Genomic DNA, 20,541 nt, shown 5'->3' with positions numbered 1-20,541 from the left:
TGTTCGTTTCAAGGAGACCCCCATGAGCTACGAGAACATCGAAGTGCGCGTCGAGGCCGAGAAGGTCGGCATCATCACGCTCAACCGCCCGAAGGCACTCAACGCGCTCAACGATGCGCTGATGACCGAACTGGGCCAGGCGCTCAAGGCCTTCGACGCCGACCCGGCCATCGGCTGCATCATCCTGACCGGCAGCGAGCGCGCCTTCGCGGCCGGCGCCGACATCGCGGCGATGGCCAAGTACAGCTTCCTCGACGTCTACAAGGGCGACTACATCACGCGCAACTGGGAAACCATCCGCGAGATTCGCAAGCCCGTGATCGCGGCGGTGAGCGGCTTCGCGCTCGGCGGCGGCTGCGAGCTCGCGATGATGTGCGACTTCATCATCGCGGCCGACAACGCGAAGTTCGGCCAGCCCGAGATCAAGATCGGCGTCATTCCAGGCGCCGGCGGCACGCAGCGGCTGCCGCGCGCGGTCGGCAAGTCGAAGGCCATGGACATGGCCCTCACGGCCCGCATGATGGACGCTACCGAAGCCGAGCGCGCCGGCCTCGTGAGCCGCATCGTGCCCTACGAGAAGCTCGCCGAGGAAGCGCTGGGCGCGGCGCTGGTGATCGCCGGGATGTCGCAGGTCGCCGTGATGGCGGCCAAGGAGTCGGTCAACCGCGCCTTCGAGAGCGGCCTGTCGGACGGCGTGATGTTCGAGCGCCGGTTGTTCCATGCGCTGTTCGCGACCGCCGACCAGAAGGAAGGCATGGACGCCTTCCTGAGCAAGCGCGCGCCCGACTTCAAGCACCTGTAGCCAGGGCGCTCAGGGCGGGCTGCCCGAGGGCTCGGGTGGCGCTGGCTGGGCCGGTTCTGCCTGCGCCGGTTCTGCCTGCGCCGGTGCTGCCTGCGGCTGCGGTGGTGGTGGCGGCGGCGGCTGCACCGCATCGCTGAGTGCCTCGCGCAGCGCGGCGAGCGCAGGACCCGATGGCACGCCGGTGCCCGGCGGCAGCTTGCCTTCGCGCCAGCGCACCTGCGAGCCCGCGATCTCGAACACCGCCTGCACCTCGCCATTGCGCTCGAGCGTGACACGCCACTCGGGCGCACCGGCAAGCGGTCGCGGACCGACCGCCGACAGCGCCGCCGAACCCAGCAGGGCATTGAGCTCGCGCGCATCGGTGCGCGGCAGGCTGCGGGTTTCGCCGCTGCGCCGCGTGATCGTGATCCGGTTCCAGGAACGCAGGGCCTCGAAGTTGGGCGGCTCGGTCTCGTCGGTGCGCACGTTGGGTGCCGCCGACTTGGCGGCGGCCGCGGGGGCAGCTGGCGCAGCAGGTGCAGCAGGTGCAGCGGCGGGTGCTGGCGCCAGCCCGCCGGCCGGCGCTGGCAGACGCAGGGCCGCGCTTTCGTCGCGCCGCTCCCTCGCCGATGGTGCCGCCAGCGCTGCCGAAGGCGGTGCCGCTGGCGGTGCTGCGAAGGGCGCTGCAGAAGGCGCGGCCGGCGGCGTCACCGGCGTCGCGGCCGAAGGTGTGCGCGCGGCCTGCGTCCTGGCCGGCGCGGCGGCTGCGGGGGCTGCACGCTTTTCCGCCGGCGGCAGCGGTGCATTGGGTGGTTCGGGCGGCACGTCGATCGACGGCGATTCGAGCCCCGGCATCGGAACCTGGAAGGACGAGGAACCGGATGGCGCTGCGCTCGGAGCCTCCGGCACGGCCGCCGGCGCCGCGTCCGGCCGGGCGGCAGGGGCGGGCACAGGCGCCGAAGGCGGCGCCACCTCCTTCATCGGCGCCTGCGAATCCAGCGCCGGCCCCGGCACCGGTTCCCGATGCCACAGCACGCCGACCAGAACAGCAACCAGCACGGTCGCGAATGCCGCGTTCCACGGCATGCGCGAGCGCCCGCCATGCCCGGCCGGTGCCCGGCGCCACCAGGGTCTTGCCGCGGCCTCCAGCGCAGCCGAATCGGTCTCGGGATCGGTGGCACCGATGGCCTCGTGCGCCTTCGCGAGGATCGCCTTGCGCAGGCGCCAGTCGGGCGCCACGGCGTGATCGGGCGCGTGCGCGAGCGCGCGCCGCAGGTGCTCGTCGCGCAGTTCGTCTCGCTCTTCTTCGTTGCGGCTCATGAGGAGAGCCCCTTCGCGCGGCGCGCGCCCGCCACGGTCCGTGCAGGCTCGAGCACCGACAGGTAGCGCTCCATGCAGCCGCGCAGCTTGCGCAGTCCGTAGCGCAGCCGGCTGCGCACGGTCTCGAAGTTGACGTCGAGCGTCTCGGCCACCCGTTCGACCGTGAAGCCGTCCTCGTTGTGCAGCAGGAAGGCCGAGCGCTGGTCGTCGGGCAATTCGTCGAGGCAGGCCAGCAGACGTCGGCCGGCGGCGCGCCAGAAGGCCAGCTCCTCGGCCGACGGATGGGCGGCATCGCGTGCCGCGGCGCCCGTGTCGAGCAGGCCGCGGCTGAACAGGCGTGCAGCCTCGAGGCCGTCGCCGTCCTCGTCGTGGGCATAGAAGGCGACCTCGCGCCCGCTCAGGCGCAGGCGGTCCATCGCGAGGTTGTGGGCGATCGTGAAGGCCCAGGTGCGCCAGGTGGCACCCTGCGGCGAAAAGCCGTCGCGCGCCGCGATGATGCGCATCCAGGTGTCCTGGAACACCTCGTCGGCCTCGGGCGCCAGCCGCAGGCCCAGCAGGCGACGGATGAACCGGAGCAGCGCGCTCTCGTGGCGCGCATAGAGCGTGTCGAAGGCACGCGTGTCCCCAGCGGCATAGGCGAGCATCAACTGGTCGTCCGGCAGGGGATCGTCCTCGGATTCGGCGGGAAACGCGGCGGGCACAGGCATCGACAGATTTTCACCTCACCTTCTACGTGCGGATGCGCCGGTCGGGGTTAGCACGGTCAAGAAAAAGATGTCCGCGGCTCGACCCCGGACCGACGGGCCGGCCGTATCAGGCTGCATCCACAACCGGAGCTGCCGATGAACCACCGCCCCTTCTCCCTCTTGAAGCGACCGCTTGCCGCGCTGCTGTGCGCCCCCTTGCTGCTCACCGCATGCAGCGCGACCGAGCTTGCGCCCATGGCCGCGCGCTGGCCGACGCCGGCGCCGCAGCCCGAGCCGCAGGTGGTCGTCCAGGCATCGAGCCTGGCGCGCACCGCGCCCGGTTTCGAGGCGCCCTCGGCCACGCACTGCGCCAGGCCCGTGCAGACCTTCGAGGCGCCCGGGCGCGATCGCGGCCAACAGCGCCGCGAGACCCTGCGACCGCCTGTGCCCGACGACGGCATCCCGCATGCGGAAGCGGAACGCCCGCTCGCGGCCGCCGTGCCGGGTACCGGCCGCGCAGCCAGGGAAGCCGCGAAGTCCGCGCCGGCGGAATCGGGCGCCGCGGCGGATGCCGCCGCACCGCGCTTCGCACCGCCGGCGCCAGCGCCCGCTGCCCCACCGGTGCAGCGTCAGCGACCGGCGCAGGAGACCGTCACGGCCGGCCGCGTCGACGACAACGCGGATTTCGCGGCCTACCTGCAGTTCCGCCAGCGCACCCAGGTGCCGCACCGCGAACGCGACGTCGGCGAGCGCCACCTGCTGCAGGTGCGCAATGCCAGGGGCCAGGCGATGGCCGACGCCGAGGTCGCGGTGCGGGCCACGAGCGGCGCCGCGATGTGGGCGCGCACCGATGCCGCGGGCCGGGCCTGGCTGCATCCGAATGCCTTCGATCCGGCGCGCAGTCCGGTCTACGAAGTCGTGGTGCGCAAGAACGGGCGGCAGGCGACGGCGTTCCTGCGCCGCGGCCAGAAGAGCGCGGTCGACCTGGTGCTGCCCGACACCACGGCAGTGCCGCAGCGGGCGCGGCTCGACCTCGTGTTCCTGGTCGATGCGACGGGCTCGATGGGCGACGAGATCCACAAGCTCAAGACCTCGCTGCGCGCCATCGCGCAGGAGGTCGCGCAGCTGCCGAGCCGGCCCGACACCTGCTTCGGCCTGGTGGCCTACCGCGATCGCGGCGATGCTTTCCTGCTGCGCCGGCACGACCTGACCGACGACCTCGGTGCCTTCCAGGGCGTGCTCGATGCCTTGCGCGCAGACGGTGGCGGCGACTATCCCGAAGCGATGAACGAGGCACTGCACGAGACCGTGCACCGCATGAGCTGGCGCGGCAGCGACACCACGCGCATGGTGGTGCTGCTGGCCGATGCGCCGCCGCATCTGGACTACGGCGGCCCCCAGTACGACGACGACATGCTGGCCGCGCTGGGCAAGGGGATCAAGGTGTTCGCGGTCGGCGCGAGCGGTCTCGACAAGCAGGGCGAGTACATCCAGCGGCAGATCGCACAGTACACGGGCGCCAGCTTCGTGTTCCTGACCTACCGCGATGCCGGGCGTCCCGATCGCGGCCCGGGCCGGGAGACGGTGCACGACGTGCAGAACTATTCCGTCGATACGCTGGACCGCCTGATCGTGCGCCTGGTGTCCGATGAACTGGCCAAACTTTCGGCGGGCGGCTGACCCCTCCGCAGAAAAGGCTATAATCCTGGGCTCGGCTCTTTAGCTCAGTTGGTTAGAGCGATGGAATCATAATCCACAGGTCCGCGGTTCGAGTCCGTGAAGAGCCACCAGATCCAAGAAGGCCCCCGCAAGTCAGCGACTTGCGGGGGCCTTTCTTCTTTGGCACGCGACCGGCGCCGTGTCGGCCGCATCGCCCCGAAGGTCGGCGCCGCCGCCTGAGCAGTTCTGCCAATGCGATTCGGCCCTTATGACATTGGCCGAGAAGGACGTCGCTTCTACAGTTTGAGCGAACCGGCTCGAGGCCTGCGTGATCGGCGTGCCCGACGACCGCGAGGGCGAATCGGTGAAGCTCTTCGCCATCCTGCGGCCCGATCAGCGCGGCCGGATCGTCGAGGCGGACATCGTGGCCTGAGCGCGCGAGCGCATGGCCGCCTACAAGGTGCCGCGCATCGTGAGCTTCGTCGAAAGCCTGCCGCGCTCATCCACGGGCAAGATCCTCTGGCGCGAGTTGCATTGAAGGCCCGCGCGAAACCGCCTCGGCCCGCGCCATGATCCTGCCCAGGATCTCGGGCAGCTCGTACAGCGCCCGGTTCTCCACGCGTCGCGTCGCGGCCTGGTAGCGATCGAGATTCGACACCAGCTCCGCCACCGCCGGCGCCACGCCCGCATAGCTGCCGCAGACCAGGCCGACGCCGCGCTCGCGCACCCACTGCGCGTTGTAGCGTTCCTGCGGCAGCGTCCAGCGGTTGCGCACCACGATCACCGGCAGCTGCATCTGCACCGCTTCGCTGAGGCAGCCGGGCCCCGGCTTGCCGATGAAGAAGTCGGCCAGCTGCATGTGGCGCGCGATGTCGGGCGTGAAGCCGAGCACCAGCCGCGGCGCGCGGGCGGGCAACTCGCGCAGCGATTGCGCGAGTGCGGCGTTGTGGCCACAGGCGAGGATCAGTTGCGTGTCGGGCAGGCGCTTAGCGATCCCGAGCATCGCCTTCGAACCCTGGCCGCCGAACAGCACCAGGCCGGTGGGGCGCTCGGGGTCCATGCCCAGCAGGGCCCGTTCGGCGCGGCGATCGACGGTGCCGGGTTCATGGAACTCCGCGCGCATCAGCATGCCCGAACTGGCATGGATGCGGTCGTCCGCATGGCCGGCCGCACGCGCCTGCGCCACCGCCCTGGGCGAGCCGCAGACCAGGTGCTGGTCCATGCCTCGCTCGATCCAGAAGTTCGGCGGGTGGTCGGCCAGGTCAGTCAGCACGGTCACGTAGGGCACGCCCGGAAGGGTCGAGGCCAGCGACTCGCACAAGGCGCGATTGAAGTTCGGGATCAGCGAGACCACCATGTCGGGCTCGGTGGCGAGCCAGTGCTGCTGCAGCGGGCGCAGCAGCTTCGCATGGCCCCATCGGATCATCCCCTGCAGCAGCTTGAGTTCCTGCGCCAGGCCCAGCGTCCAGCCGCGCGCCAGCCGCTTGTTGTAGACGTCCTCGGGGTCCATGCCCGTGAACCGGCGAAAGCTGTCCTTCGGGTCGAGCACGCTGCGCAGGTTGACGCGGCGCACGGTCCACGGCAGGCCGGCGCGCCGGATCGCCGCCTCGAGCGCCAGCGCCGACGCGCGATGGCCGCCGCCGGCATCGAAGTACACGAGATCGACGATCCGGGTGCCGCCCGCTGCCGTCACGGCCGCGCTCACGCGCAGACCTCCGGGCTGCCCACCGCGCTGCGCGAGCGCGGCGTGCGGGCCGGCATCTGCTGTGCCCAGTGCAGGATCTCGAGCGAGCCGTCGGCATGCTCGGCCAGCGCGGTGAGGCTCTCGACCCAGTCGCCGTCGTTGGCGTAGAGGATGCCGTCGATGTCGCGCAGCTCGGCATGGTGGATGTGGCCGCAGACCACGCCCTGCACGCCGCGCCGCCGCGCCTCGCGCGCCACCGCGCCCTCGAAGTCGCCGACGTAGCTGACCGCGCGCTTGACCTTCTGCTTCAGGTACTTCGACAGCGACCAGTAGGGCAGGCCCATGCGCGCGCGCAGCGAGTTCAGGTGGCGATTGAGCTTGAGCGTGAACTCGTAGAGCGAATCGCCCACATGCGCGAGCCATTTCGCGCACTGGATGACGCCGTCGAACAGGTCGCCGTGCATCACCCACAGCTTGCGGCCGTCGGCGGTCTCGTGAATCCATTCCTCGGCGACGTCGATGCCGCCGAAGTTGTGATGCAGGTACTTGCGCGCGAACTCGTCGTGGTTGCCCGGAATGAAGATCACGCGCGTGCCCTTGCGCGCCTTGCGCAGCAGCTTCTGGATCACGTCGTTGTGGGCCTGCGGCCAGTGCCAGTGGCGGCGCAGCTGCCAGCCGTCGATGATGTCGCCGACCAGGAACAGGGTGTCGGATTCGGTGTGCTTGAGAAAGTCGAGCAGCGCATGCGCCTGGCAGCCCGGCGTGCCCAGGTGGAGGTCGGATATCCAGAGCGTGCGATAGCGCTTCGGCGGCCGCGTGACCTCGTCGTCGTCGGCGCTTCCAGCGAGGCGGGCGGTGTCGCGCCAGGCGCGAAGAAAGGCGTCGTCGCGTTGCATGGAAGCGCAGGATGTCAGCCGCGCATGACGCCACCGAGGCGCCGCGGTGACTGTCACATGACAGGGAAACCGCGGGGGAGCGGCGCCTTCGGCGGCGTCGAGAATCCCGGCCATGCGCCCTGGCCAGATCATCGTCCTCGCGACCCCCGTCTTCTTCCTGCTGATCGCGATCGAGTTCTGGGTCGGCCGACGGCGCGCGCGCCGCGGTGTCGGGCACGACACCTATCGCCTTCCCGACACGCTCAACAGCATCGGCCTGGGCATGCTGAGCCAGGTCGGCGCGGTGCTCACGGGCCTGCTGCGCATCGGCATCTACACGGCCTGCTGGTCGGCCTTCGCGCTGTTCCCCGACACCGACTTCTGGACCCGCTGGTACGGCTGGCTGCTGGCGCTGGTGTTCTACGACTTCTGCTACTACTGGCTGCACCGCTTCGGCCACGAGAGCGCGGTGCTGTGGGCCGCGCACGTGGTGCATCACCAGAGCCAGCACTACAACCTCTCGACCGCGCTGCGCCAGACCTCGAGCGGCGCGCTGTTCGGCTGGATCTTCTATCTGCCGATGGCGATCGCGGGCGTGCCGCCGCTGGTCTTCGTCGTGGTGGCGCTGGTCGACCTGCTCTACCAGTTCTGGGTCCACACCGAGCAGATCGGAAAGCTGGGCTGGTTCGACCGCTGGTTCTGCTCGCCCTCGAACCACCGCGTGCACCACGCGGTCAACGACCGCTATGTCGACCGAAACTACGGCGGCGTGCTGATCGTCTGGGATCGGCTGTTCGGCACCTTCCGCGAGGAGGACGAGCCGTGCGTCTACGGCACCCGCAGCCCGCTGCGCAGCTGGGATCCGTTGTGGGCCAATGCCGAGGTCTACTGGGGCCTGGCGCGCGACAGCTGGCGCACGCGGCGCTGGCGCGACAAGCTGCGCATCTGGCTCGCGCCGCCGGGCTGGCAGCCGGCCGACCTCGCGGCCAGCGATCCGAAGCCGGCCTTCGACATCGCGACGGTGGAACGCTACGAGCCCGCGGTCTCGCACGGCGTGCAGGTCTTCGGAGCGCTGCAGTTCATCGGCCTGCTGGCTGGCGCCACGGCCTTCCTGTGGTTCTCCGATTCGCTGCCCTTCGCCACTGCGGTGGCCTGGCTCTGCGCGCTCACGGCCGGCCTGTGGGCCACGGGTGCGCTGCTGCAGGGCCGGCTGCCGGTGCTCGGCGTGCTGTTCGTCGATGCGGCCGCGCTCGCGAGCGCGAGCGGCGCGCTGTCGATTCCCGCGCTGCACTTCATCGCCAAGCCGCTCGCGCTCTCACTGCTGATCGTGTTCGCGATCGTGCGCGCACGGCGCGAGGCGATGCCGCGCCGCTTCGCGCTGCTGCTGGTCGCGGGCCTCGCGGCCTCGCTGGCCGGTGACGTGCTGCTCATGTGGCCGCATCTCTTCGTACCCGGCCTGGTCGGCTTTCTGCTGGCCCACCTGGCCTATGTCGCGCTGTTCGCGCAGGGCGTCGCGCTGTTCCCGCGTCCACGCGCGCTCGCCCTCACGCTCGCGATCGCCGTGCTGATGTATGCCTTCCTGTGGTGGGGCGGGCTGCCCGCGGCCCTGCGCATCCCGGTGGGGCTCTACGTCGTGGTCATTGCCTGCATGGCGGCCCAGGCGCTCGGGCGCGCGGCCGTGATCGGCGATGCAGCGGCGCGCCGCGTGGCGCTGGGCGCCTGCCTGTTCATGCTGAGCGATGCGCTGCTCGCGACCAACCGCTTCGTCCAGCCGCTGCCGCTGGCCTCGCTGTGGGTGCTGGCCAGCTACTACGCGGCGCAGTGGCTCATTGCGGCCAACGTGCGGCCCCGCTGACGGCCCCGGCGCCTGCGGCGCCTCAGGCGCCGAACATGTCGCCGTCGCGCGTGGGCGGCGCCACGCCGAGGTGCCGGTACGCCGCCAGCGTCGCGATGCGTCCGCGCGGCGTGCGCTGCAGATAGCCCTGCTGGATCAGGTAGGGCTCGATGACGTCCTCGATGGTGCCGGATTCCTCGCCGATGCTGGCCGCGATGTTGTCGAGCCCCACGGGGCCGCCGTCGAAGCGGTGGATCACGGCCTCGAGCAGCTTGCGGTCCATCAGGTCGAAGCCCTGCGGATCGACGTCGAGCATCGCGAGCGCCTTGTGCGCGATATCGACCGTGATGCGGCCATCGCCCTTCACCTGCGCATAGTCGCGCACGCGGCGCAGCAGGCGGTTGGCGATGCGCGGCGTGCCGCGCGATCGGCGCGCGATCTCGAGGCCGCCCTGCTCGTCCATCGGCACGCCGAGCAGCCCCGCGCTGCGGCGCACGATGCGCGCAAGCTCTTCGGCCGTGTAGAACTCGAGCCGCGCGACGATGCCGAAGCGGTCGCGCAGCGGGTTGGTCAGCATGCCCGCACGCGTGGTGGCACCGACCAGCGTGAAGGGCTGCAGGTCGAGCTTGATGCTGCGCGCGGCCGGCCCCTCGCCGATCATGATGTCGATCTGGTAGTCCTCGAGCGCCGGGTAGAGGATTTCCTCGACTACGGGCGACAGGCGGTGGATCTCGTCGATGAACAGGACGTCATTGCGTTCGAGGTTGGTCAGCAGCGCGGCCAGATCCTTGGGCTTCTCGAGCACCGGGCCCGAGGTCTGCCGCAGGTTGACGCCGAGCTCGGCCGCGATGATGTGCGACAGCGTGGTCTTGCCGAGGCCCGGCGGGCCGAACAGCAGCACGTGGTCGAGCGCCTCGGCGCGGTGGCGGGCGGCACCGATGAAGATCTCGAGCTGCTCGCGCACCTTGGCCTGGCCCACGTAGTCGTCGAGCAGCTTGGGCCGCAGGGCCCGTTCGATGGCTTCCTCGTTGGGCGAGGCGGGCGCGGCGGAGACCACGCGTTGCGGGGCCGGGGCGAAATCGTCGGTCTGGATGGTCATGGGTTGAGGGCGCAGTTTAGGGCCAGTCGACACGCCGGCTGCGGCAGAATGCGCCACCCGCCAGAGAGACGAAAAGCCCCCGCCCATGAACGACCCCGACCGTGCGCTCTGCACCGCCACCGCAGGCCTGCTGCGCGCCAGCGCGGCGGTCGCTGCCTGGGGCCTCGCGCTGTCGTGCATCTCGCTGCTGGTGCTGGCGCTCACGGGACGCTCGCTGCCGGCGAGTTCGTGGGCCGCGTTCGCGGTGGTGGCGCTGGCCGGCCTGCTCGAGCGTCATGCCGCCTTCCGGCTGCGGCAGGAAGCCGCGATGTACGCGGCCCTGGCCCAGGGCGCGATCGCGACGCTGCCCGCTCTCGACGCCGCCCTGGTGTCGCTGGGCCTGCGCCCCGGGGGCGCGCCACCGGTGGCGCTGCCCGAACGCGTGCGTGCCACGCGCCAGCTGCTGCAGCGACAGGGCTTCACGGTGGCCGTCCAGACCATCGCCTTCGCGCTGGCGCTGGCCTTGCAGTAGCCGCGGCAGCCCGGGCGCGGGACCAGCCTATTTCGCCAGCGCGCGCAGGGCCAGCTTGATGCCCTCGCCGACCGGCACGTCCTTCGGCAATGCCTTGAGCGAGGCCGCCGCCTCCTTGTCGCTGTAGCCGAGCGCGACCAGCGCCTGCAGGATGTCGGCCTGCGCATCGGTGGCCGCATGCGCGGGCAGCGCGATGTCGGCGCCCAGCTTGCCCTTGAGCTCCAGCAGCAGTCGTTCGGCCGTCTTCTTGCCGATGCCCGGGATCTTCACGAGGCGGCCCGCGTCCTGCAGCGTGATCGCCTGCGCCAGCTCGGCCACACTGAGCCCGCTGAGCACGCCGAGCGCCATGCGCGGGCCGACGCCGGATATCTTGATCAGCATGCGGAACGCCGCCCTTTCCTGCGCGCTGCCGAAGCCGTAGAGGATCTGCGCATCCTCGCGCACCACGAAGTGCGTGAGCAGCGACACGCGCTCGCCGTTGGGCGGCAGGTTGTAGAAGGTGCTCATCGGCACATCGACCTCGTAGCCGACGCCGTTGCAGTCCACCAGCACCTGGGGCGGATTGCGTTCGGCCAGGATGCCGGTGAGTTTGCCTATCATGGGTGCCCTTTTCGCTTGAAATGAAATCCGCGTGATTCTGCGACACACCTTCGCCCCGCCCAACAACACGCGCCTCGGGCACCTCTGCGGGCCGCTCGACGCGCACCTGCGGCGCATCGAAGAAGCGCTCGACGTCAAGATCGCGCATCGCCACGAGCAGTTCAAGATCGACGGCCCCAAGCCCAATGCCCAGCGCGCCATGGAGGTCCTGCAGGCGCTCTACGAGATCGCCCAGCGCACCATCGACCCGGCCGTGGTGCAGCTCACGCTTGCCAGCGACGACTCGATGGACGAGCAGGCCGCCGGCCTGGCCACGCGCCGCGCCGACCTGCGCGCGCGCACGCCGACCCAGGCGCTGTACCTCGAGAACATCGCGAACCACGACATCACGCTCGGCATCGGCCCGGCCGGCACCGGCAAGACCTACCTTGCGGTGGCCTGCGCGGTCGACGCGCTCGAGCGCAGCGCGGTGCAGCGCATCGTGCTCACGCGGCCCGCGGTCGAGGCCGGCGAGCGGCTCGGCTTCCTGCCCGGCGACCTGACGCAGAAGGTCGACCCGTACCTGCGGCCGCTCTACGACGCGCTCTACGACCTGATGGGCTTCGAGCGCGTGCAGAAGGCCTTCGAGCGCAATGCGCTCGAGATCGCACCGCTGGCCTTCATGCGCGGTCGCACGCTCAACAACGCCTTCGTGATCCTCGACGAGGCGCAGAACACCACGGTCGAGCAGATGAAGATGTTCCTCACGCGCATCGGCTTCGGCGCCAAGGCGGTGGTCACGGGCGACGTCAGCCAGATCGACCTGCCGAAGACGCAGCCGAGCGGACTGATCGATGCCGAGCGGGTGCTCAAGCGCGTCAACGGCATCGCGATCACGCGCTTCACGAGCGCCGACGTGGTGCGGCATCCGCTGGTGGCGCGCATCGTCGACGCCTACGACAACGCGCGCAAGACCTCGGCGCGCAGGGTCGACTGATGGCGCTCGAAGCACTCTCGCTGTCGCTGCAGTTCGCGCGCTTTCCTGGCGTCGAGCGGCATCGTGCGGCGCTGCCGCGCCACGGTGTCCGCCGCTGGATCCGCCACGCGCTCGATGTGGAGGGCGAGATCACGGTGCGCATCGTCGACGCCGATGAAGGCCAGCGCCTGAACCGCGAATTCCGCGGCAAGGACTACGCCACCAACGTGCTGACCTTCGACTACGCGCAGTCGCCGGTCGTGATGGCCGACCTGGTGCTGTGCGCGCCGGTCGTCGCGCGCGAGGCCAGGGAACAGCGCAAGACGCTGGCCGCCCACTATGCACACCTGCTCGTGCACGGCACGCTGCATGCGCAGGGCTGGGACCACGAGACCGGCGAGGCGGACGCCGAGGCCATGGAAGCAAGAGAGATCGAGATCCTCGCCGGGCTCGGCATCAGAAACCCGTACTGAAGCCCCGCTGCCGCGGCGGCTACTTCATCTGCAGCGGAATCGTCACCGGCCCGTCGTTCATGAGATGGACCTGCATGTCGGCGCCGAATTCGCCGGTCGCCACCACGGGATGGGCCGCGCGCGCCAGGCCCACGAACAACTCGTAGAGACGCCGCCCCTCGTCGGGCGCCGCCGCCTGCGTGAAGCTGGGCCGGTTGCCGCCGCTCACGTCGGCCGCCAAGGTGAACTGGCTCACCACCAGCAGCCCGCCGCCGATGTCCTGCAGGCTGCGGTTCATCTTGCCTGCCTCGTCCGCGAAGATGCGCATCTTGAGGATCTTCGCGAGCAGGCGCTCGGCCAGCGCATCGTGGTCGCCGCGCTCGGCGCACAGCAGCACCAGCAAACCGGCCTCGATCGCTCCGACGGTCCGGCCCTCGACTTCCACCCGCGCGTGCGCCACGCGCTGCAGCACGGCCTTCATGGTGCCGCCTCCCGGCGGCAGGCGGGTCGGGAGCGCGGCGGCGTGGCGCGCGCCTCCATGCCGAGCGGCAGCAGCTGGATCGTGACGCGCAGGCCCGGCACCGCGTCCATGAGCGTCTTCTCGACGCCGTCGCGCAGGCCGGCCGCGCGCTGCAGCGACCAGTCGCCCGGCACGTGCATGTGCAGGTCGGCGAAACGCCGCTGCGCGGCACGGCGCGTCGCGAGGTGATCGAAGCGCAGCTGGGCCCCCTCGGGCACGGCGGCCGCGAAGCGCGCCAGCGCCGCGTTCAGCAGCGCCTGCGTCTCGGGCTCCAGCGCCTGGTCCATCAGGCCCTGCGACGAGCGCCAGACCAGCTTCGCACCCTCGCGCACGATGTTCAGCGCCACGCCGATGGCAAGCAGCGGGTCGAGCCACAGCCACCCCGTGAAGTGCACCGCCACGAGGCCGACCACCACCGCCCCCGAGGTCCAGACGTCCGTCATCAGGTGACGGGCGTCGGATTCGAGCGCGATCGAGCGGTGCGTGCGCGCGGCGCCGAACATCACCCACGCCAGCGCTGCGTTGAAGACCGAGCTCAGCACCGACAGCGCCAGGCCCCAGCCGAGCTGCTCGAGCGGTTGCGGCGACAGCAGCCGCAGCACGGCCACCCAGATGATCGCGACCGCGGCGCCGACGATCAGGATGCCCTCGAAGCCCGAGGAGAAGTACTCGGCCTTGTGATGGCCATAGGGATGGCCCTCGTCGGCCGGCCGGGCGGCCACCGTGACCATGGCCAGCGCGAACACCGCGCTCGCGAGGTTCACGAAGGACTCCATGGCGTCCGATATCAGGCCCATGGAGTGGGTGACGTAGCCGGCCGCGCCCTTCAGCACGATCGTGACCAGCGCCACCCCGATGGACACGCGCAGCAGCTGGGCCGGTTTCAGCGCCGAGAATCGCAAGGACGTTGCCTCAGGTGGAAGAAGTTGCAGGACAAGGCGCCGCGGCAGGGTCGCGCGCCGCGGGCGATTATCGGGGGCGCCCGGCTCCCCGCCCGCCTCGCGTACCATCGGCCGCCATGCCCCGGAATCGACGGGATGATCGAAGCAAATGCCGGTGACGCCGGCCCCACGACGTGGAAGTGCCCGTGAACGACAAGAAAATCCTGGCCCTGTGCGGCCTCGTCATGGCCGCCAGCACGGCAGCCGCCCAGACCGGCGCGACCGGCAGCCCTGCGGCGCCCGCCGCACCCGCCGTGGCCGAAGCGCGTGCCGGCCTCGTGAAATCGGTGCGCGGCGAGGTGCAATTGCTTGGCGGCGGCGCCGAGCCGCGTGCTGCGGCCGCCGGCGACGCCCTGTCGCCGATCGACCGCCTGCAGACCGGCAAGGATTCCGGCGCCAGCGTGGTGCTGCGCGACGGCACGCAGCTGGTGGTCGGCCCCTCCTCGCGGCTGGACCTCAAGCAGTTCCACTTCGACTCCACCACGCACGACGGCGGCATGCTGCTGTCCCTGCTGCGTGGCTCGCTGCGCATGGTCACCGGGCTGATCGGCAAGACGCACCCCGACGCCGTGCGCGTCGAGACCCAGACCGCGGTGATCGGAATCCGCGGCACCGATTTCATCGTCGAGGTGGATCCGCAACCGTGATGAGCCGACGACTTCCCCACTTTCTGATCGCCTGCTTCGCCGCCGCGCTGCTCGCGGCCTGTTCTTCGCCCGGAACCCGCGTCGTTCTGCTGCCGCAGTCCGACGGCAGGCCCTCGGCCGTGGTGGTCAGCACCGAAGACGGCGAGGAGACCCTGTCCACGCCCTACGAGCGGGCCACCGCCAAGCTAGGCGCCAAGGGCGCTCCGACCATCGACAAGGCCAACCCCGAGCGCGTCCAGCGTGACAACAGGATGCTGTTCGAGCTCCTGCCGCCGCCGGCTCAGAGCTTCACCGTGTATTTCGAACCGGGCGGGACCGTGCTCACTGCGGCCTCCCAGGCGACCCTGACCGAGGCGCTGGCCGCCGCGCGCGGGCGCAGCGGCGGCGAGATCGTGGTGACCGGTCACACGGACACCGTGGGACCCGCGGCGCTCAACGACAGCCTGTCGCTCACGCGCGCGCAGCAGATCCGTCAGCTCTTCATCGCGCGGGACTTCCCGTCGAACCGGATCGAGGCCGTGGGCCGGGGCGAGCGCGAACTCGCGGTGCGCACCGCCGAGGACGTCGACGAGCCGCGCAATCGCCGCGTGACGATCGAAGTCCGCTAGGACGCATGGCGCGACGGTCGGCCCGGCCGCGCCGACCGATCAGGCCAGAGTGACGCGCGCGAACTTGCGCTTGCCGACCTGCACCACGTAGCGGCCGGCCGAAAGCTTGAGCGCCTTGTCGCTGACCACCGCCGAGTCGATGCGCACGCCGCCGCCGTCGATCAGGCGGTTGCCCTCGGAGGTCGAGGGCGCAAGTCCGGCCTGCTTCAGCAACTGGGCGATGCCCAGCGGCGCGCCGTTCAGCACGACCTCGGGAATCTCGTCGGGGACACCGCCCTTGCTGCGGTTGATGAAATCCTGCTCGGCCGCCTCGGCCGCCGCCGCGCTGTGGAACCGGGTCGTGATTTCCTTCGCCAGGGCCACCTTGGCGTCCTTGGGATTGCGCCCGCCCTCGACCTCGGCCTTGAGCGCCGCGATCTCGGCCAGCGAGCGGAAGCTCAGCAGCGTGTACCAGCGCCACATCAGGGTGTCGGAGATCGACAGCACCTTGGCGAACATGTCGTTGGGCGCCTCGCTGATGCCGATGTAGTTGTTCTTGCTCTTGGACATCTTCTCGACGCCATCGAGCCCCTCAAGCAGTGGCATAGTAAGTATGCACTGCGGCTCCTGGCCGTATTCCTGCTGGAGATGTCGACCAACCAGCAGATTGAATTTCTGATCCGTACCGCCAAGCTCCAGGTCCGACTTGAGCGCCACCGAGTCGTAGCCCTGCATCAGCGGGTAGAGGAATTCGTGCACCGAGATCGACTGCCCGGCCTTGAAGCGCTTGCTGAAGTCGTCGCGCTCCATCATGCGCGCCACCGTGTACTTGGCGGCCAGCTGGATCATGCCGCGCGCGCCCAGCGGGTCGCTCCATTCGGAGTTGTAGCGGATCTCGGTCTTCGAGGGGTCCAGCACCAGGCTGGCCTGGCGGTAGTAGGTCTGGGCGTTGGCCTCGATCTGCTCGCGCGTCAGCGGCGGCCGGGTGCTGTTGCGCCCCGACGGATCGCCGATCGTGGTCGTGAAGTCGCCGATCAGGAAGATCACGGTATGGCCGAGATCCTGCAGCTGGCGCATCTTGTTGAGCACCACCGTGTGGCCGATGTGGATGTCGGGCGCGGTCGGATCGAGGCCCAGCTTGATCCGCAGCGGCTTGCCGGTGGCCTCGGAACGCTGCAGCTTGCGCACCCATTCGTCCTGGGGCAGCAATTCGTCGGTTCCGCGGAGGGAGATTTCGAGGGCCTGTCCTACGCCGTCGGACAGACTTGTGGATGTAACAAAACCGGGGTTCATTGGGCTTTTTGGCTGATTTCTCTATGGCCGAAGCTATACTCAGCCCGACTTTCCAAGCGCCGAATTCTAAGCGGCGCTGTAAGCGCACCGTCCTGCCGCCCGTCCGACACGGCCTCCGCAGCACGGATTTGCTGAACCTGAGCTGGAATTCGAAGTTTGATCAACGGCATTCTGGCCGCCGAGGAGCTGATTGCTTCGCGCGTGGCTCACACATTCCGGACCTACCCCAAGCAGATCACCGCTGCCATCGCCGCGTTGCTGCTGTCCGCCGGCGGCGGCGCGTTCGCCGTGGCCTCGCTGGGCCCCGATGCCTCCGAGCTGCCGGTGCGCCAGGTCTTCGAGGCTGTCCAGCCGAGCGCCTTTGCCGACCAGGTCGAAGCGCTCGACGCCCACAGCTTCACGCTGTTCCGCACCGACCTCACGCGCTCGAGCGACACCGCCGAGGCGCTGCTGCAGCGCCTGGGCCTGTCCGACCCTGACGCCGCTGCCTTCGTGCGCGGCAATGCCGAGGCCCGCAACGCCCTGCTCGGCCGTGCCGGCCGCACGGTCACGGCCGAGGCGACGCAGGAAAACGCCCTCAAGAAGCTCAGCGCGCGCTGGATTCCCGACGGCGACGGCGGCTTCAAGCGCCTGGTGGTCGAGAAGACGCCGAACGGCTTCCGCGCCCGCACCGAGACCGACGCCCTGACACCGGGCACCCGGCTGGCCAGCGGCATCGTGCGCACCTCGCTGTTCGCTGCCACCGACGACGCCCGCATCCCCGATCCGGTCGCGACGCAACTGGCCGACATCTTCGCGACCGACGTCGATTTCCGCTCGCTGCGCAAGGGCGACCGATTCGCGGTCGTCTACGAGACCTTCGACGCCGATGGCCAGACGCTGCGCAGCGGCCGTGTGCTGTCGGCCGAATTCGAGAGCAACGGCAAGCTCTATCAGGCGCTGTGGTTCCAGGAACCCGGCCAGAAGGGTGGCTACTACCGCCCGAACGGCGACAGCCTGCGCCGCGCCTACCTGAGCTCGCCCGTCGAGTTCACGCGCGTCAGCAGCGGCTTCGCGATGCGGATGCACCCGATCCTCAACAGTTGGCGCCAGCACCACGGCATCGATTTCTCGGCGCCCACGGGCACGCCGGTGCGCGCTGTCGGCGACGGCACGGTCGAGTTCGCGGGCACGCAGAACGGCTACGGCAACATCGTCATCGTGAAGCACCGCAACAACCAGGAAACGGCCTACGCCCACCTGAGCCGCATCGACGTCAAGACCGGTCAGAGCATCAGCCAGAGCCAGACCCTGGGTGCCGTCGGCTCGACGGGCTGGGCCACGGGCCCGCACCTGCATTTCGAGTTCCGCGTCGACGGCGAATACCGCGACCCGACCACGATCGCGCAGCAGGAAGGCGGCATGCCGATCACCGCGGCCGCACGGCCGGCCTTCGAGCGGCTGGCGATTGCCACCCGCACCGAACTGGCGGCCGCCTTCTCGGTGGTCCAGGCCAGCGCCGACTGATCCCGGGCCTTCGGGCCTCTCCTCGCATCGAACCGTCCGACCATGGCTGAACTCTTCATCGGCCTGATGTCGGGCACGTCGCTCGACGGCGTCGACGGCGTGCTGGCCGATTTCGCCAACGGCGGCATCGCGGTGCAGGGCTATGCCGCGGCGCCCTTCCCGATGGGCCTGCGCGCCGAACTCATGGGACTCAACAGCGCCGGCGGCAACGAACTGCACCGCGCGGCGCTGGCTGGCAACGAGCTCGCGCGGGTCTATGCGCGGGTGGTGCAGCAGCTGCTCGAGGACGCCGGCGTCGAAGCTGCGGCAGTCGCCGCGATCGGCGCCCACGGCCAGACCGTGCGCCACCGGCCCGGGGAGTTCGACGAGGTCGGCTACACACTGCAGATCAACAACCCCTCGCTGATCGCAGAACTCACGGGCATCGCGGTGGTGGCCGATTTCCGCAGCCGCGACCTTGCGGCCGGCGGCCAGGGCGCGCCGCTCGTGCCCGGCTTCCACAGCGCGCTGTTCGCGCGCGACGACCAGCCCGTGGCGGTGCTCAACATCGGCGGCATCGCCAATCTGAGCCTGCTGCCGGCCGGCAGCGGCACCGTGCTGGGCTTCGACTGCGGACCCGGCAATGCGCTCATCGACCACTGGTGCCAGACCCACATCGGCCAGCCCTACGACGCCGGCGGCCAGTGGGCCGCGAGCGGCCGGGTGCTGCCCGACTTGCTGGCGCGCCTCTTGGCCGATCCTTACTTCGCCAAGGCGCCACCCAAGAGCACGGGCCGCGACCTCTTCAATCCTACCTGGCTGGCTGCCCAGCTGGGCAGTCCGGACGCCCGGCCCGCCGACATCCAGGCCACGCTGACCGAGCTGACTGCCAGCAGCTGCGCCGCGCACCTGCTGCGCCATGGCGCCGGCAGCCAGACGCTGATCGTCTGCGGCGGGGGTGCCCTGAACCAGCATCTGATGGCGCGCCTGCGTGCCCTGTTGCCGGCGGTCGAGGTCGTGTCCTCGGCCGAACGCGGACTGCCGCCGCAGGAGGTCGAGGCCGCCGCCTTCGCCTGGCTGGCGCGGCGCACCCTGCGCGGCGAGCCGGGCAACCTCGCGAGCGTCACCGGCGCCCGGGAATCGCGCGTGCTCGGCGCGATCTGGCCGGCCTGATCGACCGGGCCCGGCCTAGCCCTGGCCCGACACCTCGGGCTGCACGGGCTGCACTGCCCGCGCTTCCGGCGGCAGATGCCAGAAGATCATCGCCGAGGCCAGCGTGATGAGCCCCATGCTGGCGAAAGTGGCCTCGAAGGCATGCAGCGTCGCGAGCGGGCTCGCCGTGCCGAAGACGCCCGTGTAGCCGTTGAGCACCGCGCTGGCCGTGGCCACGCCCATACTCATCGCGAGCATCTGCACCATCGACAGCAGCGTGTTGCCGCTGCTCGCCATGCTGCCGTCGAGGTCCTTGAGCGTGATGGTGTTCATGGCCGTGAACTGCAGCGAGTTCACTGCGCCGAACACCATCAGCTGCAGCAGGTGCAGTGCCAGCGGCTGGCCCGGTGCGGCCAGGCCGAAGCTGGCCATCGACAAGCCCACGAGCGCGGTATTGACCACCAGCACGCGACGGTAGCCATAGCGCAGGATCAGCGGGGTCGCGTAGCGCTTCATCGCCATGCCCGCCAGCGCGATGGGCAGCATCATGAGTCCGGCCTTCAGTGGCGAATAGCCCATCGACACCTGCAGCAGGAGCGGCAGCAGGAAGGGCATGCAGCCGCTGCCCAGGCGCGAGAACAGGTTGCCGAGCAGCCCGATGCCGAGCGTCGGGATGCCGAACAGCGCGGGCTCGAAAAGCGGATCGGCGATCCGCGCTGCGCGCAGCCAGTAGGCGGCGATGCTCGCGAAGCCGAAGATCACGAGCACCAGCACGCCGATGCCGTGCAGGCCCAGCCCCGAGACGCCGTCGATCGCGAGCGAGATCGCCACCATGCCGAAGGCCAGCATGGCATAGCCCACGGCATCGAAGCGCCTGCGTACGGCCGCACGCAGGTCGGGCATGACGTAGAGCGTGGCGATGCAGCCCACCAGGCCCACCGGCACGTTGATCAGGAAGATCCAGTGCCAGGACGCGTACTCCACCAGCCAGCCGCCCAGCGTCGGCCCGAGCAGCGGACCGATCAGGCCCGGAATGGCGACGAAGCTCATTGCCGCGAGAAATTCGGCACGCGGCACCGAGCGCAGCAGCGCGAGCCGGCCGACCGGCAGCAGCAGCGCGCCGCCCATGCCCTGGACCACGCGTGCCGCCACCAGCTGGCCGACGTCGCGCGAGACGGCGCACAGCAGCGAGCCCAGCACGAAGGTCACGATCGCGGCGAAGAACACACGGCGTGTGCCCAGGCGATCGGCGATCCAGCCCGATGCCGGGATCAGCATCGCCATCGCCAGCGCATAGGCCACCACGACGGACTGCATGCGCAGCGGACTTTCGCCCAGGCTGCGGGCCATGGCGGGCAGCGCCGTGTTGATGATGGTGGCATCCAGCGTCTGCATGAAGAAGCCGACGGCCACCAGCCACAGCAGGCTCTTGCGCGGGGATTGAGCGCCGGTCATCGCGA

The 20,541-nt window shown here is 70.2% G+C and carries 21 protein-coding genes and 1 tRNA gene; 12 read left to right on the top strand and 10 right to left on the bottom strand.

What is annotated here, in order from left to right:
• Positions 1–22: 22 nt before the first annotated feature.
• The gene (locus QTH87_RS07795) at positions 23–802 is read left to right on the top strand and encodes an enoyl-CoA hydratase (RefSeq protein WP_286608300.1); all 780 of its coding nucleotides are present in this window, start codon (positions 23–25) and stop codon (positions 800–802) included.
• A 9-nt stretch (positions 803–811) separates the two neighbouring features.
• Here QTH87_RS07795 and QTH87_RS07790 read toward each other — a convergent pair whose 3' ends face one another.
• Together QTH87_RS07790 and QTH87_RS07785 are read right to left on the bottom strand one after the other, a co-directional pair.
• A complete protein-coding gene (locus QTH87_RS07790; protein ID WP_286608298.1) occupies positions 812–2,101 on the bottom strand; it encodes a hypothetical protein in 1,290 nt (429 codons plus the stop codon).
• Positions 2,098–2,808, bottom strand: a complete 711-nt coding sequence (locus QTH87_RS07785; protein ID WP_286608296.1) for a sigma-70 family RNA polymerase sigma factor — start codon at positions 2,806–2,808, stop codon at positions 2,098–2,100. Before QTH87_RS07785 ends, QTH87_RS07790 begins: the two co-directional genes overlap by 4 nt.
• 135 nt (positions 2,809–2,943) lie before the next feature.
• Between QTH87_RS07785 and QTH87_RS07780 the strand changes: the two genes are divergently transcribed.
• The 3 genes from QTH87_RS07780 (at position 2,944) to QTH87_RS26185 (ending at position 4,879) form a co-directional block, all read left to right on the top strand.
• Complete coding sequence (locus tag QTH87_RS07780) at positions 2,944–4,467, top strand: vWA domain-containing protein (protein ID WP_286608294.1); 1,524 nt, start codon at positions 2,944–2,946, stop codon at positions 4,465–4,467.
• A gap of 33 nt (positions 4,468–4,500) precedes the next feature.
• A tRNA-Met gene (locus QTH87_RS07775) sits at positions 4,501–4,577 on the top strand.
• 197 nt (positions 4,578–4,774) lie between these two features.
• Positions 4,775–4,879 (top strand): hypothetical protein, encoded by a 105-nt coding sequence (locus tag QTH87_RS26185; RefSeq protein WP_353506145.1) that lies wholly within the window; start codon positions 4,775–4,777, stop codon positions 4,877–4,879.
• 66 nt (positions 4,880–4,945) lie between these two features.
• Here the strand turns inward: QTH87_RS26185 and QTH87_RS07765 are convergent, their stop codons facing one another.
• On the bottom strand, positions 4,946–6,151 hold the full coding sequence (locus tag QTH87_RS07765; RefSeq protein WP_286608293.1) for a glycosyltransferase: 1,206 nt from the start codon (positions 6,149–6,151) through the stop codon (positions 4,946–4,948).
• Positions 6,148–7,026: a UDP-2,3-diacylglucosamine diphosphatase gene (locus QTH87_RS07760; RefSeq protein ID WP_286608291.1), complete on the bottom strand. Its 879-nt coding sequence runs from the start codon at positions 7,024–7,026 to the stop codon at positions 6,148–6,150. The genes QTH87_RS07765 and QTH87_RS07760 overlap by 4 nt, the downstream gene beginning before the upstream one ends.
• A gap of 112 nt (positions 7,027–7,138) precedes the next feature.
• Between QTH87_RS07760 and QTH87_RS07755 the strand changes: the two genes are divergently transcribed.
• The gene (locus QTH87_RS07755; RefSeq protein WP_286608290.1) at positions 7,139–8,860 is read left to right on the top strand and encodes a lysoplasmalogenase family protein; all 1,722 of its coding nucleotides are present in this window, start codon (positions 7,139–7,141) and stop codon (positions 8,858–8,860) included.
• A gap of 22 nt (positions 8,861–8,882) precedes the next feature.
• On the opposite strand, the gene ruvB is transcribed toward QTH87_RS07755, so the two are convergent.
• A complete protein-coding gene (gene ruvB / locus QTH87_RS07750; protein WP_286608289.1) occupies positions 8,883–9,938 on the bottom strand; it encodes a Holliday junction branch migration DNA helicase RuvB in 1,056 nt (351 codons plus the stop codon).
• A gap of 85 nt (positions 9,939–10,023) precedes the next feature.
• Here ruvB and QTH87_RS07745 point away from each other — a divergent pair, with 85 nt between their 5' ends.
• Positions 10,024–10,449, top strand: coding sequence for a hypothetical protein (locus QTH87_RS07745; RefSeq protein ID WP_286608288.1), 426 nt, complete (start codon positions 10,024–10,026; stop codon positions 10,447–10,449).
• A 27-nt stretch (positions 10,450–10,476) separates the two neighbouring features.
• Here the strand turns inward: QTH87_RS07745 and ruvA are convergent, their stop codons facing one another.
• On the bottom strand, positions 10,477–11,049 hold the full coding sequence (gene ruvA, locus QTH87_RS07740) for a Holliday junction branch migration protein RuvA (RefSeq protein ID WP_286608286.1): 573 nt from the start codon (positions 11,047–11,049) through the stop codon (positions 10,477–10,479).
• 31 nt (positions 11,050–11,080) lie between these two features.
• Between ruvA and QTH87_RS07735 the strand changes: the two genes are divergently transcribed.
• Both QTH87_RS07735 and ybeY read left to right on the top strand, forming a co-directional pair.
• Positions 11,081–12,025 carry a PhoH family protein gene (locus tag QTH87_RS07735; RefSeq protein WP_286608284.1) on the top strand — a complete coding sequence of 315 codons (945 nt, stop codon included), beginning with the start codon at positions 11,081–11,083 and terminating at the stop codon, positions 12,023–12,025.
• Positions 12,025–12,477, top strand: coding sequence for an rRNA maturation RNase YbeY (gene ybeY, locus QTH87_RS07730; RefSeq protein WP_286608282.1), 453 nt, complete (start codon positions 12,025–12,027; stop codon positions 12,475–12,477). Before QTH87_RS07735 ends, ybeY begins: the two co-directional genes overlap by 1 nt.
• A 19-nt stretch (positions 12,478–12,496) precedes the next feature.
• Here the strand turns inward: ybeY and dtd are convergent, their stop codons facing one another.
• The gene (gene dtd / locus QTH87_RS07725; RefSeq protein ID WP_286608280.1) at positions 12,497–12,937 is read right to left on the bottom strand and encodes a D-aminoacyl-tRNA deacylase; all 441 of its coding nucleotides are present in this window, start codon (positions 12,935–12,937) and stop codon (positions 12,497–12,499) included.
• A complete protein-coding gene (locus tag QTH87_RS07720) occupies positions 12,934–13,878 on the bottom strand; it encodes a cation diffusion facilitator family transporter (protein ID WP_286608279.1) in 945 nt (314 codons plus the stop codon). Before QTH87_RS07720 ends, dtd begins: the two co-directional genes overlap by 4 nt.
• 185 nt (positions 13,879–14,063) lie before the next feature.
• On the opposite strand from QTH87_RS07720, the gene QTH87_RS07715 reads away from it, so the two are divergent.
• Complete coding sequence (locus QTH87_RS07715; RefSeq protein WP_286608277.1) at positions 14,064–14,564, top strand: FecR family protein; 501 nt, start codon at positions 14,064–14,066, stop codon at positions 14,562–14,564.
• Complete coding sequence (locus QTH87_RS07710) at positions 14,564–15,172, top strand: OmpA family protein (RefSeq protein WP_286608276.1); 609 nt, start codon at positions 14,564–14,566, stop codon at positions 15,170–15,172. Before QTH87_RS07715 ends, QTH87_RS07710 begins: the two co-directional genes overlap by 1 nt.
• 39 nt (positions 15,173–15,211) lie before the next feature.
• Here the strand turns inward: QTH87_RS07710 and tyrS are convergent, their stop codons facing one another.
• Positions 15,212–16,444: a tyrosine--tRNA ligase gene (tyrS, locus tag QTH87_RS07705; RefSeq protein ID WP_286608275.1), complete on the bottom strand. Its 1,233-nt coding sequence runs from the start codon at positions 16,442–16,444 to the stop codon at positions 15,212–15,214.
• Positions 16,445–16,600: 156 nt separating this feature from the next.
• Here tyrS and QTH87_RS07700 point away from each other — a divergent pair, with 156 nt between their 5' ends.
• Both QTH87_RS07700 and QTH87_RS07695 read left to right on the top strand, forming a co-directional pair.
• A complete protein-coding gene (locus QTH87_RS07700) occupies positions 16,601–17,950 on the top strand; it encodes a peptidoglycan DD-metalloendopeptidase family protein (RefSeq protein WP_286608273.1) in 1,350 nt (449 codons plus the stop codon).
• Between the two features lie 42 nt (positions 17,951–17,992).
• Positions 17,993–19,102, top strand: a complete 1,110-nt coding sequence (locus QTH87_RS07695) for an anhydro-N-acetylmuramic acid kinase (protein ID WP_286608271.1) — start codon at positions 17,993–17,995, stop codon at positions 19,100–19,102.
• Between the two features lie 15 nt (positions 19,103–19,117).
• Here QTH87_RS07695 and mdtD read toward each other — a convergent pair whose 3' ends face one another.
• Positions 19,118–20,536 (bottom strand): multidrug transporter subunit MdtD, encoded by a 1,419-nt coding sequence (gene mdtD / locus QTH87_RS07690; protein ID WP_286608270.1) that lies wholly within the window; start codon positions 20,534–20,536, stop codon positions 19,118–19,120.
• Positions 20,537–20,541: the final 5 nt, after the last annotated feature.

The organism is Variovorax jilinensis (assembly GCF_030316885.1).
GTDB classification, from domain to species: Bacteria; Pseudomonadota; Gammaproteobacteria; order Burkholderiales; family Burkholderiaceae_C; genus Variovorax; species Variovorax jilinensis.
This window is presented reverse-complemented; position numbering and strand designations above follow the sequence as displayed.

What these genes read in the sequence shown, in the direction of transcription:
- QTH87_RS07795 (WP_286608300.1), top strand. Translation starts at nt 23, where the DNA reads ATGAGCTACGAGAACATCGAAGTGCGCGTCGAGGCCGAGAAGGTCGGC.
- QTH87_RS07745 (WP_286608288.1), top strand. Translation starts at nt 10,024, where the DNA reads ATGAACGACCCCGACCGTGCGCTCTGCACCGCCACCGCAGGCCTGCTG.
- ruvA (WP_286608286.1), bottom strand. Translation starts at nt 11,049, where the DNA reads ATGATAGGCAAACTCACCGGCATCCTGGCCGAACGCAATCCGCCCCAG.
- ruvB (WP_286608289.1), bottom strand. Translation starts at nt 9,938, where the DNA reads ATGACCATCCAGACCGACGATTTCGCCCCGGCCCCGCAACGCGTGGTC.
- QTH87_RS07695 (WP_286608271.1), top strand. Translation starts at nt 17,993, where the DNA reads ATGGCTGAACTCTTCATCGGCCTGATGTCGGGCACGTCGCTCGACGGC.
- QTH87_RS07760 (WP_286608291.1), bottom strand. Translation starts at nt 7,026, where the DNA reads ATGCAACGCGACGACGCCTTTCTTCGCGCCTGGCGCGACACCGCCCGC.
- QTH87_RS07785 (WP_286608296.1), bottom strand. Translation starts at nt 2,808, where the DNA reads ATGCCTGTGCCCGCCGCGTTTCCCGCCGAATCCGAGGACGATCCCCTG.
- mdtD (WP_286608270.1), bottom strand. Translation starts at nt 20,536, where the DNA reads ATGACCGGCGCTCAATCCCCGCGCAAGAGCCTGCTGTGGCTGGTGGCC.
- QTH87_RS07780 (WP_286608294.1), top strand. Translation starts at nt 2,944, where the DNA reads ATGAACCACCGCCCCTTCTCCCTCTTGAAGCGACCGCTTGCCGCGCTG.
- QTH87_RS07790 (WP_286608298.1), bottom strand. Translation starts at nt 2,101, where the DNA reads ATGAGCCGCAACGAAGAAGAGCGAGACGAACTGCGCGACGAGCACCTG.
- QTH87_RS07710 (WP_286608276.1), top strand. Translation starts at nt 14,564, where the DNA reads ATGAGCCGACGACTTCCCCACTTTCTGATCGCCTGCTTCGCCGCCGCG.
- tyrS (WP_286608275.1), bottom strand. Translation starts at nt 16,444, where the DNA reads ATGAACCCCGGTTTTGTTACATCCACAAGTCTGTCCGACGGCGTAGGA.
- QTH87_RS07755 (WP_286608290.1), top strand. Translation starts at nt 7,139, where the DNA reads ATGCGCCCTGGCCAGATCATCGTCCTCGCGACCCCCGTCTTCTTCCTG.
- dtd (WP_286608280.1), bottom strand. Translation starts at nt 12,937, where the DNA reads ATGAAGGCCGTGCTGCAGCGCGTGGCGCACGCGCGGGTGGAAGTCGAG.
- ybeY (WP_286608282.1), top strand. Translation starts at nt 12,025, where the DNA reads ATGGCGCTCGAAGCACTCTCGCTGTCGCTGCAGTTCGCGCGCTTTCCT.